Below are 14,919 nucleotides of genomic sequence, written 5' to 3'. Positions count from 1 at the left end.
ATCCGTTGACAGGCCTCCTGCCGCCCCCTACCCTCGGTCGAGTGCCCTGCCCCTCCCACTGGAGTGGGCCTCATCGAAAAAGACCACAAGGACCCTCGCCATGAGCGCAGCCGAAGCCATCGCCACCCTGAAGAGCAAGTTCGACCCCTCCGCCGCGGCCGGCCTGGATCTCACCTATCAATTCGACGTCGAGGGCGGTGACAACTACTACGTGGTCATCAAGGACGGCACTTGCGACGTCCAGCAAGGCGACACCGCCGACCCGGATTGCACCCTGATCATGGACCAGGACACCCTGGCTGGCATCGTCAGCGGCGAAACCGACGGCATGCAGGCCTTCATGTCCGGCAAGCTGCGTGTCGAAGGCAACATGATGCTGAGCATGAAGCTGGGCGAACTCTTCCCCAACTAAGCGCCAGTCATGAAAAAGCCGGGCAATCGCCCGGCTTTTTTGTGCCCGGGATCAAGGTCGCCGCGGCGGCGCCGGTGGGGTGACGTTGCCATCCCAACCACCGCCTAGCGCGGCGATCAGCTGGACGCTGGCACTGAGGCGGCTGCCCAGCAGGGTCAGGTTGGTGCGCTCGTTGCTCAGGGCGGTGGTCTGCAGGGTGACCACGTCGAGATAGCCGATCAGCCCGGCCTGGTACTGGTTCTCGGCCAGTTGCAGGGCGCGGCGCGCGGCATCCAGTGCCTCCTGGCGCACGCCGGCTTCGTCGCCGTAGGTGCGCAGCTGCACCAGATAGTCCTCCACCTCGCGGAAGCCATCGAGCACGGTCTGGCGATAACCGGCGACGCTGGCGTCGTAGCTGGCTTCGGCCGATTCCACCTGGGCGCGTCTCAGGCCACCATCGAACAGCGACAGGGCAAAGGACGGCCCGATTGACCAGAAGCGATTCGGCGTGCTGATCAGATTGCCCCACTGGCTGGCACTGTAGCCACCGCTCGCACTCAGGGTCAGGTCCGGGTAGTAGGCCGCTTCGGCGACGCCGATGGCGGCATTGGCGGCCATGACCTGGCGCTCGGCCTGGGCGATGTCCGGACGCCGCTCCAGCAGCGTCGAGGGCACGGCGCTCGGCAGCGGCGGCAATTCAGGAATCGACTTGACCGCGGCCAGCTGGAAATTGGCCGGGACTTCGCCGACCAGCACCGCGATGGCGTTTTCCAGCTGGGCGCGCTGGTACCTGAGGTCGATGGCGTCGGCCTGGGTGCTTTTCAGCTGGGTGGTCGCCTGGGCAACATCCGCCGGCGTGACGATGCCGGCGCGGTACTGGTTCTGGGTCAGGCGCAGGGAACGCTCGTAGGTGGCCACCGTTGAGTCGAGCAATCGCTGCTGGGCGTCCAGCACCCGCACTTGCAGGTAGTTGGTCGCCAGTTGCGTCTGCAGACTCAGGCGGGTGGCTGCCAGCTCCGCGGCGCTGGCCTGGGCAGAGGCCCGATCCGCCTCCACCTGGCGCCTTACCCGCCCCCAGAGATCCAGCTCCCAGCTCACCCCCAGGCTGGCGTCGTAGGCGTTGCTGATGGTGCTGGTGCCACCGCTGCTGAAGGTGCTGCTGGTGCCATTGGAGTTACGGATGACGGTGTTGCTGCCCGAACCACCCCCGCGCCCGGAGCGGGTGGCGCCCAGGCTGCTGGACAGGGTCGGGAACAACGCGGCCCGCGCCTGACTGACCAGGGCCAGGGATTGCCGATAGGTCGCCTCGGCCTGGGCCAGGCTCTGGTTGCGCTGGTTCAGCTGGACCATCAGGCGATCCAGGGTCGGATCATCGTAGCGGCGCCACCAGTCGCCACGGACCTCCAGATCCTTGGGCGCGGCGGCCTGCCAGCCCTCGGCATGACGGTAGGCGACCGGCACCGCAGTGGTCGGCCGCTGGTAATCCGGGCCCAGGGTACAGCCGGCCAGCAGCAGAGCCAGGGTCAGCGTCGGCAGGCGCAGGATTGGGGTCATAGCGGCGTATCCAGGGCAGCGTCGGTACGGATGCCGCGCCAGCGATTGACGCGGCGGCGCAGGCGTTCGAAATAGAGATAGACCACCGGGGTGGTGTAGAGGGTGAGGATCTGGCTCAAGACCAGGCCACCGACGATCACCAGGCCCAGTGGCTGGCGCATCTCCGCGCCTTCGGTATTGCCGATCAATAGCGGTACGGCACCGAGGATGGCGGCCATGGTGGTCATCAGGATGGGCCTCAGGCGCAACAGACAGGCCTGGCGAATGCCCTCCTCGGGCGTCAGTCCCTGCTGGCGCTCCAGCTGCAGGGCCAGATCCACCATCATGATGGCGTTCTTCTTCACCACCCCGATCAGCAGGAACAGGCCGAGCATGGAAATCAGGCTGAACTGGCCCCCGGTGAGCTGGATGGCGAGCAAGGCCCCTACCCCGGCCGACGGCAGCGTCGAGAGGATGGTCAGCGGGTGCACGTAGCTCTCGTAGAGCACGCCGAGGACGATATAGACCAGTACCAGGGCGCCGAGAATCATCAGCGGTTGCCCCGACACCGTGCTGGCGAAGATGTTGGCGGATCCGCCCAGGCGACCCTGGACATCGGTCGGCAAGCCGATGGCCGCCACCGCGCGCTGCACCGCCCGGGTCGCCTGTTCCAGGCTGACGTCCGGCGCCAGGTCGAAGTTGATGCTCTCCGAGGCGAACTGGCCATCGTGGGTGACGCGGTCCTCGGCGAGGCTGTTGGTGTAGTAGGCGAAGGCCGACAGCGGGACCTGGGCGCCGCTGGCGGTGATGACCCGCACCTGCTCGAGGACGGTCGGGTCCTGGGCATAGCGCGGATTGATCTCCATCACCACCTTGTACTGGTTGAGCGGCTCGTAGATGGTCGAGATCTGCCGCTGGGCGAAGGAGTTGTTGAGCACCGCGGCGACGGTCTCCATGTCCACGCCGAGGCGCTTGGCCTTCTCGCGGTCGATCTGCAGGGTGATCTGCTGGGTGCTGCCTTCGCGGCCGTCCACCGCGGTCAGCTCCGGCAGCGCCTTGAGTGCGGCCAATACCTTAGGTTGCCAGGTTTCCAGCAGCCCGACGTCGCCCGAGAGCAGGTTGTACTCATAGGACGAGGTGCTCTGCTGGCGACCGCCGAATCTCAGGTCCTGGTCGGCCATGAGGAACAGCTGGGCGCCCGGCACCTTGGGCGCATTGGCGCGGATGCGCTCGATGACCTTCTGGGCATCGAGCTGGCGCTCGGCGATGGGCTTGAGGCGAATCAGCATCACCGCGTTGTTCACCCCGCTGCCGGAGCCCGAGCTGCCGACGAAGCCGGAGGCGCTGGCCACTGCCGGATCGGCCAGCAGCGACTTGCGCAGGATCTCGATCTTCGGCTGCATGACCTGGAACGACAGGGCGTTGTCGCCACGGATGAAACCGATCAGCTGCCCGGTGTCCTGCTGCGGCATGAAGGTCTTGGGCACCACCACATAGAGCAGCACGTTAAGCGCTATGGTGGCGATCAGGCTCAGCAGCGTCAGCCGGCGGTGGCGCAGGGCCCAGCCGAGGCTGCGGTCGTAACCCGCCACCAGCCGGCGATGGGCCCGCTCGCTGAAACGCTGCAGGCGGCTTTCGGTGGCGGGATCGTGGGGCCTGAGCCAGCGCGCGCAGAGCATGGGCGTCAGCGTCAGGGACACCACCAGCGACACCAGGATGGCGGCGGCCAGGGTCAGGGAGAATTCGCGGAACAGCTTTTCGACGATGCCGCCGATGAAGAGGATGGCGACGAAGACGGCCACCAGGGAAACGTTCATCGACAGCAGGGTGAAGCCCACCTCGCGGGTGCCCTGGTAGGCCGCCTTGAGCGGCGCCATGCCGTTGTCGATGTGCCGGGCGATGTTTTCCAGCACCACGATGGCATCGTCCACCACCAGCCCCGCCGCCAGGATCAGCGCCATCAGCGACAGGGTGTTGAGGGAGAAGCCGAGCAGGTACATGACGGCGAAGGTACCCACCAGGGAGATGGGTACCGCCAGGGCCGGGATCACCGCGCTGCGCAGCCGGCCGAGGAACAGCCAGACCACGCCGATCACCAGGAAGACGGCGATGATCAGCGTCAGCTCGGCTTCATGCAGGGTCGCCTTGATCACCCCCGATCGGTCCATGGCCACCTCCAGGCGGGCACTGGCCGGGACGATGGCCTCCAGTGCCGGCAGGCGCGCCTTGAGCGCGGCGATGGTCTCGATGATGTTGGCATTGGCCTGGCGGTTGACCACCAGCAGCACAGCGCTCTGGTCGTTGTAGAAGCCGGCGTTGTAGCGGTCCTCCACGGCATCGCTGACCTTGGCGACATCCCGCAGGCGCAACGTCGCCCCATCCTGGTAGCGGATGATCAGGGGCGCATAGTCGGCGGCCTTGAACAGCTGGTCGTTAGCCTGGATCTGCCAGTTGTGCTGATCATTGGCCACCGCGCCCTTGGGGCGGCGCTGGTTAGCGCTGTTGATGGCGGTGCGGACGTCGTCCAGCGCCAGCCCGTAATGCTCCAGCTGGCGCGGTTCCAGCTCGATGCGCACCGCCGGCAGAGAGCTGCCACCGATCTGCACTTCGCCCACGCCGCTGACCTGGGACAGGCTCTGGGCCAGCACCGTGGACGCCAGGTCGTAGAGCTCGCCCTTGCTCAGGGTCTTGGAGGTCAGCGAAAACACCATGATGGGTGCCTGGGACGGATTGACCTTGCGATAGCGCGGCATCTGGCGCATGCCGCTCGGCAGCAGGTTGCGCGAAGCGTTGATGGCCGCCTGCACCTCGCGGGCAGCGGTGTTGACGTTCTTGTCCAGATCGAACTGGATGATGATCTGCGTCGAGCCCTGGCTGCTGCGGCTGGTCATGGAGCTGATGCCGGCGATGGTGCCCAGGGAACGCTCCAGCGGCGTGGCGACGCTGGAGGCCATCACCTGGGGACTGGCGCCCGACAGGGTCGCCGAGACCGTGATGGTCGGAAAGTCCATCTGCGGCAGGGGCGCCACCGGCAACAGCCGGAAGGCGATGGCGCCCAGCAGCAGCAACGCCAGGCTCAGCAGCAGGGTCGCGACCGGCCGGGCGATGAAGGGCGCCGAGAGATTCACCTTAGACCGCCCTGCGTCGACCCAGGCGCTCGCCCAGGCTGTCGAAGGCCAGGTAGATCACCGGGGTGGTGAACAGCGTCAGCACCTGGCTGACCAGCAGGCCGCCGACCATCACCAGGCCCAGCGGCTGGCGCAACTCGGCGCCGGCGCCGGTGGCCAGCATCAGCGGCACCGCGCCGAACAGCGCGGCCAGGGTGGTCATGAGGATCGGCCGGAATCTCAGCAGCGCCGCCTGGTAGATGGCCTCCTCCGGCTGCAGTCCCTGGTGGCGTTCGGCATCGAGGGCGAAGTCGATCATCATGATGGCGTTCTTCTTGACGATGCCGATCAGCAAGATGATGCCGATCACCGCGATCACGCCGAGGTCATTGCCGGTGAGCAGCAGCGCCAGCAGCGCGCCGATGGCCGCCGAGGGCAGTGTCGAGAGGATGGTCAGCGGATGGATGAAGCTCTCGTAGAGCACCCCCAGGACGATATACATCACCACCACCGCCGCCAGGATCAGCAGCAGGGTACTGGACAGCGAAGCCTGGAAGGCCGCTGCCGCGCCCTGGTAGTGGGTATTGATGCCCACCGGCAGGCCGATCTCCTGCTTGGCCGCGTCGATGGCCGCCACCGCGGCGCCCAGGGAAACGCCGTTGGCCAGGTTGAACGACAGGGTCACCGCCGGGAACTGGCTCAGGTGGTTGATCACCAGCCGGGTCGGCCGCTGCTCCATCTTCACCAGGCTGGACAGCCGCACCGGGGCGCGACTGGTGTCCGTGGTGGTTTCGGTGGTGGTGGCCGTACCGGTGCCACTGCTGCCGCTGGACGAGGAGCCACTCCCCGCCTTCACCCAGATCTGGCTGAGGGCATCCGGTCCCAGGCTGTCGGCGGCGGCGCTGGCCAGCACCACTCGGTACTGGTTGGCCTGGGTATAGATGGTCGAGATCTGCCGCTGACCGAGGGCGTCGTAGAGGGCATCGGTGATGGCCGAGACCTGCACGCCGAGCCGCGCCGCGGCGTCGCGGTCGATGGTCAGGTACAGCTGCAGCCCCTGGTTCTGCAGGTCGCTGGTGACATCGGTGAGTTCCGGGCGCTCGTGCAACGCCTCGATCAGGCGCGGCACCCAGGTGTCGAGCAGGCTGGCGTCGGGCGAGTCCAGGCTCAGCTGGTACTGGGTCCGGCTGACGCGATCCTCGACGCTGAGGTCCTGCACCGGCTGCATGTAGAGGGTGATGCCCACCACCTTGGCGACCGTGGGACGCAGGCGGTCGATCACCTCCTGGGCGGTAACGTCGCGCCCGCTCTGCGGCTTGAGGTTGATCTGCATGCGCCCGCTGTTGAGGGTGACGTTGTCGCCATCGACGCCGATATAGGATGACAGGCTCGCCACCGCCGGGTCCTGCAGCACCACCTCCGCCAGCGCCTGCTGGCGCTCGCTCAGGCCGCGGAAGGAGATCGACTGGGGCGCCTCGGTGATGCCCTGGATGGAGCCGGTGTCCTGGGCCGGAAAGAAGCCCTTGGGCACCAGCAGGTAGAGCACCGCGGTGAGCACGAAGGTCGCCACCGCCAGCAGCAGCATCAGCGCCCGGTGCGCCAGCGACCAGCGCAGCGCCCGGCCATAGCCGGCGATCAGCCGCTCCAGCCAGACCAGCCGGTGCTCGCCGGCCTCCTCGCGCTTGAGCAGCCGCGCGCACATCATCGGTGTCAGCGTAAGGGAAATCACCAGGGAGATGAGGATGGCCACCGCCAGGGTGATGGCGAATTCACGGAACAGCCGGCCGACCACGTCCTGCATGAACAGCAGCGGGATGAGCACCGCGATCAGCGAAACGGTCAGGGACACCAGGGTGAAGCCGATCTGCCGGGCGCCCTTGAGCGCGGCTTCCAGCGGACTGGCGCCCTCCTCCAGATGCCGCGAGATGTTTTCCAGCATGACGATGGCATCGTCGACGACGAAGCCGGTGGCGATGGTCAGGGCCATCAGCGACAGGTTGTTCAGCGAGAAGCCGGCCAGGTACATGGCGCCGAAGGTGCCGATCAGCGACAGCGGCACCGTGACCGAGGGAATCAGGGTGGCGCTGAACCGGCGCAGGAAGACGAAGGTGACCATCACCACCAGTCCTACCGCCAGCAGCATCTCGTGCTGGACGTCGGTGACGGCGGCGCGGATGGTCTCGGTGCGGTCGCTGAGCACGGTAATGTCGAGACCGGCCGGCAGGCTTTCCCTGAGGCTGGGCAAGAGCGCCTGGATGCGGTCGACGGTCTGGATGACATTGGCGCCAGGCTGGCGCTGGACATTGACCAGGATGGCACCGCTGCGATTGGCCCAGGCGGCCAGGCGGTCGTTTTCCGCGCCCTGGGCGATGGTGGCCACGTCACCCAGACGCAGGGCGCCGTTGTCAGCGTAGTTGAGGATCAGGTCGCCATAGGCCTTGGGATCGCGCAACTGGTCGTTGGCATCCAGGGTGGCGACCCGGGTGGGGCCGTCGAAGCTGCCCTTGGGCTGGTTGGTGTTCTCGCTGGTGACCAGGCTGCGCACATCGGCCAGGGTCAGGTTGTGGGCCGCGAGCTTGTCCGGATCGACCTGGATGCGCACCGCCGGGCGCTGGCCGCCGGCGAGGCTGACCATGCCGACCCCGGTCACCTGGGCGAGCTTCTGCGCCATGCGGGTATCGACCAGGTCGTAGAGCGTGGGCAGCGGCAGCGTCCTGGAGCTGATCGCCAGGGTGACGATGGGCGTATCGGCCGGATTGACCTTGTTGTACACCGGTGGCGCCGGCAGATCGTTGGGCAGCAGGTTGTTGGCCGCGTTGATCGCCGCCTGGACTTCCTGCTCGGCGACCGACAGGTCCAGTTCCAGGTTGAATCTGAGGGTGATGACCGAGGCACCACCGGAGCTGGTCGAGGCCATCTGCGACAGGCCCGGCATCTGGCCGAACTGACGCTCCAGTGGCGCGGTGACGGCGCTGGTCATGACATCGGGGCTGGCACCGGGATAGAGGGTGAGCACGCGGATGGTGGGATAGTCCACCTGCGGCAGGGCCGCCACCGGCAGCAGACGATAGGCCAGCAGACCGGCGATGAGCAGCGCCACCATCAACAGGGTGGTGGCGACCGGGCGCAGGATGAAGGGGCGCGAGATATCCATCGCGGCCGATCAGCCCTGGGTCTTGCCGGGCTTGCGTACCGCCGGCTTGGCCGGTTCGCTGGGCGCCGCCGAAGCCCCGGTGACCACCTCCACCTCGTTGCCCTCGCGCAGCCGATCCGTGCCTTCGGTCACCACCCGGTCGCCAGCGGCCAGGCCTTCGGTGACCACGGTCAGACTGCCGTCATCCGGGCCCAGCTTGAGACTGCGGACCTGGATCTTGTTGTCGGGTCCCACCACGTAGGCGAAGGTGCCATTGGAGCCGAACTGGATGGCTGCCGAAGGTACCACCAAGGCCTGTTCCAGCACCTGTTCGCGCACCCGCACGGTCACGAACTGATTGGGGAACAGCGCCTCGTCGCCGTTGGCGAAGCGGGCGCGGAACTTGAGGGTGCCGGTGGCGGTGTCGATCTGATTGTCGAAGCTCTGCAGGGTGCCATCGGCGACCTTGCGCGAGCCACCGCGATCCCAGGCTTCGACCGCCAGGGTCTGGCCGGCGCGGGCGCGCTTGAGCAGCTCGCCGAGCTGGCTTTCCGGCAGGGTGAAGACCACCGAGATCGGCTGGGTCTGGGTGATCACGGCCACCACGGTGCTGTCGTTGGCGGACAGCAGGTTGCCGCCGTCGAGCTGACGCAGGCCGACGCGCCCGGCGATGGGCGCCTTGATCTGGGTGAAGGCCAGATTCAGCTTGGCATCGGCCACCGCCGCCTGACTGTTCTTGAGGGTGCCGCGGTACTGGTTGACCAGGGCTTCCTGGGTATCCAGCGTCTGCTTGGCGATGCTGTCTTCACGGAACAGGCCCTGGTAGCGCTTGAGGTCCAGCTCGGCATTGCGCAGCTGCGCCTGATTCTGCTGCAGGGTGCCTTCGGCCTGTTGCAGCGCCACCTGATAGGGTCGTGGATCTATGGTGGCCAACAGATCGCCGACCTTGACCTTCTGGCCTTCGTCAAAGGCGACGCGTACCAGCTCGCCGGCGACCCGGGTGCGGACATTGACGGTATTGAGGGCCGTCACCGTACCGATGGACTTGCGCACGATGGGAAAGCTGCGCTGTTCGACCGCCACCACACGCACTGGGGTCGGCCCGGTCATGCCGAAGGGCGAGCGCGCGCCCTTGCCGGCGGCGACCTCGCCCTTCTGTCCGTGCTGGTGATACCAATACCAGCCACCCGCGGCCGCCAGCGCCACGAGGACGAGCAGCCAGACCAGTCGGCGACGGGAGGAAGAGCGAGGCGAGGAGTCGGACATCGAGAATACGTACACGCTGGGAAAGACGGAAGATAAGCAGTAGCGAGACGGCTAACCAGCCCCTTTACTGCGTTTTTACCTAAAGCAAAACGGGCAGGCACGAGAGGCGCCTGCCCGTTTCGAAGCGCCCACCGCTCTGGCCGGTGGGCTGCCGGCGATTAGCCGAGAACGGCGAGTGCCGCCGCGTAGTCCGGCTCCTGGCCGATCTCGGGCACCAGCTCGCTGTGCAGCACCTTGTCCTGCTCGTCCAGCACCACCACGGCGCGGGCGGCCAGCCCCTGCAGCGGACCGCTGGCCAGGGCGACGCCATAGTCCTGGAGGAATTCGGCACCGCGCAGAGTGGAGAGATTCACCACCTTTTCCAGGCCTTCGGCGCCGCAGAAACGCTTCTGGGCGAACGGCAGGTCGGCGGAGATGCACAGCACCAGGGTGTTATCCAGCTTGTCGACTTCGCTGTTGAACTTGCGTACCGAGGTCGCGCAGGTCGGGGTATCGACGCTGGGGAAGATATTGAGCACCTTGCGCTTGCCGGCGAGGCTGGCCAGGGTGATGTCCTGCAGAACACCATTGACCAGGCTGAACGCCGGGGCCTGCTGACCAGGCTGCGGCAGGTTGCCCTGCACCTCGACCGGGTTGCCACGCAAATTGACGGTTGCCATGAACGGCTCCTTTCTCATGAGACGGGACAGGGAGTAAACACGTTTTCCGCAGACGATCAAAGCGTTACGCGTACCCGCTTCAAAAATCGCGGCGATAGAAGAAATCCAGGGAGTTCGCCAGACCGCTGGCGATCTCCAGATAGAGCCGGCGGGTGAGCTGGTAGCGCAGGGCCACGGTGTTCGCCGAAGCGAACACCCCGACCCCGTAGCGCACCGACAGCCTGTCGGTCAGGTTGCCCGAGGCCACCACGCTGGTCTTGTCCCCCGAACCCGCCGTATCCAGCTGGAAATTCTGGATGCCCAACCGCTGCGCCAGGGCGCCCGCGGTGCCGGAACTGCCGGCCAGGCCAAGGGCCAGCGCCGCCTGGCCGAGCACGTTGTTGTCGCCTTCGCTACCGCTGGACAGCGGGCGTCCCAGGACCAGGTAGGCCAGCGCCTGCTCCTGGCTCATGCTCGGTTCGGAAAACACCTCGATGCGGGGCTGCTGGGCAAAGCCCGAGAGCCGCAGGCCCGCGGTGACATTCTGCTCCTGCACCACCCGCACGGCTTCCACGTCGATATAGGGCTGGGCGATGGGGCCCTGGAAGAACAGCCGGGCGCGTCTCATGGTCAGGCGCTGACCGTAGGCGTTGTAGCGTCCGTTGCGCAGATTCAGCTCGCCGCGGGTGTCAAGGTTGTCGCCGATGTGCACCTTGCCAACGATCTCGGCGGACAGGCCGAAGGCATCGAAGGTGAGCTTGTCGGAACCGACCAGCACATCGACGTCCATGGCGATCTGCATGGCCTGCTGCCGGGCGGGCGCTTCCTGGCCGACGATGACGGCATCGTCCGACACCTTGACCGTGGACGGCGGCAGCTGCTGGACCCGGATGCGCCCGCGCGGCACCCGCACCTCGCCGGCCAGGGCCAGACGACCATCTTTCATCAGGATCTTGAGATTGGGGGCCACTTCCAGCTGGGCATAGGGTTCGACGTTGACCGGCAGCCTGTCGCCAGTGACCGCCACGTTGACGTCCAGGCCATTGGCCCAGCCGACGCTGCCCCGGATCTGGCCACGCCCCTGGGTCCCGCTGCGCCAGCCGCCGTCGAGCACGGCGCTATCGCCCTGGATGCGGGCGGTGAGGCCGAGATCCTGCAGGCGCGTTGGCACGCTGCCACCGCCGATGTCGCCACCGCTGAGCTGGAGCTGACCATTGACGCGCGGTTGCAGCAGGGTACCTCCCAGCTCGCCGGCGCCATTGATCTTGCCTTCGAGGTGTTCGATGCCTTCGACGAAGGCCTTGCCCAGGGCCAGATTCAGGCCCTGCAACTGGAAGCGACCGGCCAGTGCCTGGCGCGGATCGCGGGGATCCAGCCGGGCCTGGACGTCGAGCCGGCCAAGATCGGCGCTGGCCAGGCGCACCTGGGTGTCGACCTGCTGCGGTTTCAGGGCGCTGGTGACGTCCAGGCTGTCGTAGCTGAAGGTCTGCCACTGACCGGCAGCGTCGCGCAGCCTGAGGCTGCCGCGCCCGGCCTGGAGGCGTATTTCGCCATCGGGTCCGGCCTTGGGCAGGCGCAGGTCGACGTCGCCGTCGAGGGTGCCCTGCCAGGCCAGCTTCGGCGGCAGCAGCGGTTGCAGACTGGCGAGCGGGAAGGCGCGCAGGTGCCAGGCGAGGCGGGTGTCGGGCAGCAGTTGCTGATCGTCACCACAGAGGCTGGCCGCACCGGAACGCCAGCAGTGCCGGCCCAGCTCCAGGCGTCCATTGGCCAGGCGCTCGATGCGGGCCGGACTCTGCAGCGACCAGTTCTGGCCACTGGCGGCGACCGACCCACGCGCCAGCTGACCTTTCCAGTCCCCGTTGTCGGCCAGCGTGCCACCTGCTGCGAGCACCAGGTTCAGTTGCGACCCCTTGAGCGAGAGATCCGCCTGCTGCTGGCGGCGATCACCCTCCCCCTGCAGGCGCAGGATACCGAAATCGCGACCGGCGGCCTGCAGCCCCTGGGCGGTAAGGTCCAGCGTGCCGCGTTGGCGATCATCCAGGTTGGCGGCCAGCGCGAGGCTGCTGATGCGGCTGTCGGCATAGGCCAGTTGGCGACCGTCGAGACGCAGCTGGCCAGCCGGCGCCTTGAGGGTCCCGGCCAGATCCAGGCGGCCCAGGGCGCTTCCGGAAAGATCGGGCCAGAGCTGGGTCAGGCGGCGCAGGTCCAGCTGGAGCTGGCCTTGCAGACGCTGGTCGAGGGCGCCCTGCCCCTGGATCCGGTTGTCACCCAGGCGAATGTCGAGCTCGGATACCTGCCACTGTTCGCCTGCGCCCTTGGCCTTGGCCGCCAGCACGGCCGGCTGGTTGCGCAGGCGACCCTTAAGGTCCAGATCGGCATCCAGTTGCAGGCGACCCTCCTTGAAGGCGCCCGAACTGCGCAGCGGACCGCCCAGGCTGCCGGGCAGCTGGGCTACCCAGAAGGCCGGATCGAGGCGGCTCAGGTCTAGGGCCACCTGCCAGCTGACGCCGTCGGTGAAGCCCAGATTGACCTTGCCCTGCGCCCGCCCCTGGCCGGCCTGGAGATCCAGGGACGGCAGATTGAGCTGGGTGGTGTCGCCACTGAAGGGGGTGGCCAGGGTGAAGGCGCCAGCCGGGCCGGTGGCGGCGGCCTTGAGATTGCCCAGGTAGGCGCCGTCCCGGTAGGCCACCTCGCCTTGCAGGCGCTGCAGACTCACCGGTGGCTCCGCCATGGGATACAGCCGCCGCCAGGGAAAATCACGCCAGTCCAGGGTGGCATCGGCGGCCAGTCCCTGATGCCAGTCGACCTGTCCGGCCAGTGCCACGCGCTGTTCGGGCGCGGCCTGCAAGCGCAGGGCGGCGATCCGCGCGCCCTGAGCATCGACGCGGCCATCCAGATTCAACTGCACCGGACCGCCCTCGCCCGGCAACCGGGCCTGGCCGACCAGGGCGTAGCCCGCGGCCAGATCGCCCCGTGCGGTCAGCTTGAGATCGTTCAGCCGCAGGGTATCGGGCAGGCTGGCGGCCGCCTTGAAGCCATCGGCCACCAGCTGCAGGTCGGCCGGGACGTTTTCCACCAGCGGCTGCAGCGTGCCGGTCAGGCGTCCGGGCAGATAGCCGCTGCTGTCGGCTTCCAGCTGCAGGGTCTTCTGCAATTCACCGTCCAGCTTGAGCGCCAGCGACCAGGGCGCGGCCTCCGGCGCGGGCAGACCCAGGGTGCCCTGCAACTGCAGCGGCCAGGCGCCACTCGGTTGCAGCTGGCCATGGGTATCCAGGGTGATGCCGTGGGCCACGCCGGCCAGTCGCTCGATGACGATGCCATCGGCCTGCCAGCGCGCCTGGAGTGCCAGGTCGCGAGCTTGTTCGGCGCCGTTGTAGCGGATTTCGCCGATTCGCACCTCGCCCAGCTGCACCCCCAGCGGCAAGCCGAGGCTGGGCAACTGGATGGGCCCGTTCTGCTCGGGCGCAGGCGCGGGACTGGGCGCCTGGTCGATGGCGATGCGCGAAGCGACCAGGGTATCGATGCACAGTTGCAGTCTGAGCAGGCAGGCGGGTCGCCAGGCGAATTCGGGCGCCTCGACCGTCACCCGGGTAGCACCGCCGTCCCAGACCAGCTGCCGGGCTTGCCAGTGGCCACCGAGGCGACCCTGGAAATCGGTCAGGGTCAGACCAGGAGCGTGATCCAGCACCAGGCGGCCGATACCGCCATTACCCAGTATCAGGGCCAGTAGCAGGATCAGGGCGCCCAGCAGGGCCGCCAGTACACCGAGGATGACACCGCCTACCGACTTCACAGCTCAGGCCCTATGGAAAAGTGCAGGCGGATGCCGCCGGGTTCGTCGAGACCGTGGGCCAGGTCGACACGGATAGGTCCTACCGGCGAGACCCAGCGTACGCCTATGCCGACGCTGGTCTTGAGTTCGTAATAGTTGAGGTCGTTGAAGGCGCTGCCCTGGTCGATGAAGGTCGCCAGGCGCCATTTGTCCCGCAGGGGATACTGGTATTCGACGCCGCCTGCGACGAGGTAGCGGCCGCCCACATAGTCGCCTTCATCGTTTTCCGGCGACAGGGTCTGGTAGTCGTAGCCGCGAACGCTCTGATCGCCGCCGGCGAAGAAGCGCAGCGAGGGCGGGACCTTGTTGTAGCCGTTGGTGAAGTTGCCACCCAGTTGCAGGCGCCCGAGAAAGCGGTGCCCGTCGCCCAGGGTGATCAGCCCACGGGCCAGCGCCGTGGCATGGATCATGTTGGCATCCGAGAGCAGTCCTTCCTTCGCCGCCGACACGCCGAATTGCAGACGATAGCCGCGATTGGGGTCGATGCGGTTGTCGCTGCGCAGCAGGGAGAAATCCACCCCGGGCATCACCAGATTGGAGGTGCCTTCGTCATTACCCAGCCGATAGCTTTCGTTGCGCCACTTGAGCGAGAGCACCCGTTCCCAGCCGTTGGGAAACTTGCGATGCCACTCGGGGCCCACGGTCAGCAACTGGCTGAGGGAGTCGTCGTTGGCGATCTGCTCGTACTGGTAGCCGCCAGCGAAGCGGAACTTGTCATTGATCGGGTCCTGCCCGGGAATGTCGTACCAGGTGGCGATGCTCTGGCGTGGCGCCGACAACTCCGCTTCCGCACCCAGGCTGTGCCCCTGGGGATTGAGCCAGTGGTTTTCCCAGGTGAATCTCAGCCGGGGGCCGACATCGGTGGAATAGCCGGGACCAAAGCCGAAGGTCCTCGGCTTGCGGGTCCGCAGCGTGACCGTCACCGGCACCTCGGCAGCGCCTTCCGGCTTGGGATAGGTGTCGAGCCGTGCGCCGTCGAAGAAGCCGCTGGCCAGCAGATTGCTCTGGAAGTCGGCGAT

8 protein-coding genes are annotated in these 14,919 nt (G+C 67.2%); 1 reads left to right on the top strand and 7 read right to left on the bottom strand.

The features are described from left to right. Window positions 1-100 precede the first annotated feature (100 nt). Entirely contained in the window at window positions 101-412 is a 312-nt protein-coding gene (locus GSQ95_RS21445; RefSeq protein WP_158896907.1) for an SCP2 sterol-binding domain-containing protein, read from the top strand. 51 nt (window positions 413-463) lie between these two features. On the opposite strand, the gene GSQ95_RS21440 is transcribed toward GSQ95_RS21445, so the two are convergent. The 7 genes from GSQ95_RS21440 to GSQ95_RS21410 form a co-directional block, all read right to left on the bottom strand. Further along, window positions 464-1,945 (bottom strand): efflux transporter outer membrane subunit, encoded by a 1,482-nt coding sequence (locus GSQ95_RS21440; RefSeq protein WP_158896908.1) that lies wholly within the window; start codon window positions 1,943-1,945, stop codon window positions 464-466. After that, the gene (locus GSQ95_RS21435) at window positions 1,942-5,052 is read right to left on the bottom strand and encodes an efflux RND transporter permease subunit (RefSeq protein WP_158973892.1); all 3,111 of its coding nucleotides are present in this window, start codon (window positions 5,050-5,052) and stop codon (window positions 1,942-1,944) included. Before GSQ95_RS21435 ends, GSQ95_RS21440 begins: the two co-directional genes overlap by 4 nt. Window position 5,053: 1 nt before the next feature. Further along, the gene (locus tag GSQ95_RS21430) at window positions 5,054-8,185 is read right to left on the bottom strand and encodes a multidrug efflux RND transporter permease subunit (protein ID WP_158895042.1); all 3,132 of its coding nucleotides are present in this window, start codon (window positions 8,183-8,185) and stop codon (window positions 5,054-5,056) included. A 9-nt stretch (window positions 8,186-8,194) separates the two neighbouring features. After that, complete coding sequence (locus GSQ95_RS21425) at window positions 8,195-9,430, bottom strand: MdtA/MuxA family multidrug efflux RND transporter periplasmic adaptor subunit (RefSeq protein ID WP_158895040.1); 1,236 nt, start codon at window positions 9,428-9,430, stop codon at window positions 8,195-8,197. A gap of 158 nt (window positions 9,431-9,588) precedes the next feature. Next, the gene (gene tpx, locus GSQ95_RS21420) at window positions 9,589-10,089 is read right to left on the bottom strand and encodes a thiol peroxidase (RefSeq protein WP_158895038.1); all 501 of its coding nucleotides are present in this window, start codon (window positions 10,087-10,089) and stop codon (window positions 9,589-9,591) included. 79 nt (window positions 10,090-10,168) lie between these two features. After that, window positions 10,169-13,861: a translocation/assembly module TamB domain-containing protein gene (locus GSQ95_RS21415; RefSeq protein ID WP_158895035.1), complete on the bottom strand. Its 3,693-nt coding sequence runs from the start codon at window positions 13,859-13,861 to the stop codon at window positions 10,169-10,171. Beyond that, on the bottom strand, window positions 13,858-14,919 hold a 1,062-nt coding region (locus GSQ95_RS21410; RefSeq protein ID WP_158973890.1), incomplete at its 5' end, for an autotransporter assembly complex family protein. The genes GSQ95_RS21410 and GSQ95_RS21415, both read right to left, overlap by 4 nt.

This window comes from Pseudomonas sp. BAV 4579 (assembly GCF_009765395.1).
Taxonomy (GTDB): Bacteria; Pseudomonadota; Gammaproteobacteria; order Pseudomonadales; family Pseudomonadaceae; genus Chryseomonas; species Chryseomonas aestiva.
This window is presented reverse-complemented; position numbering and strand designations above follow the sequence as displayed.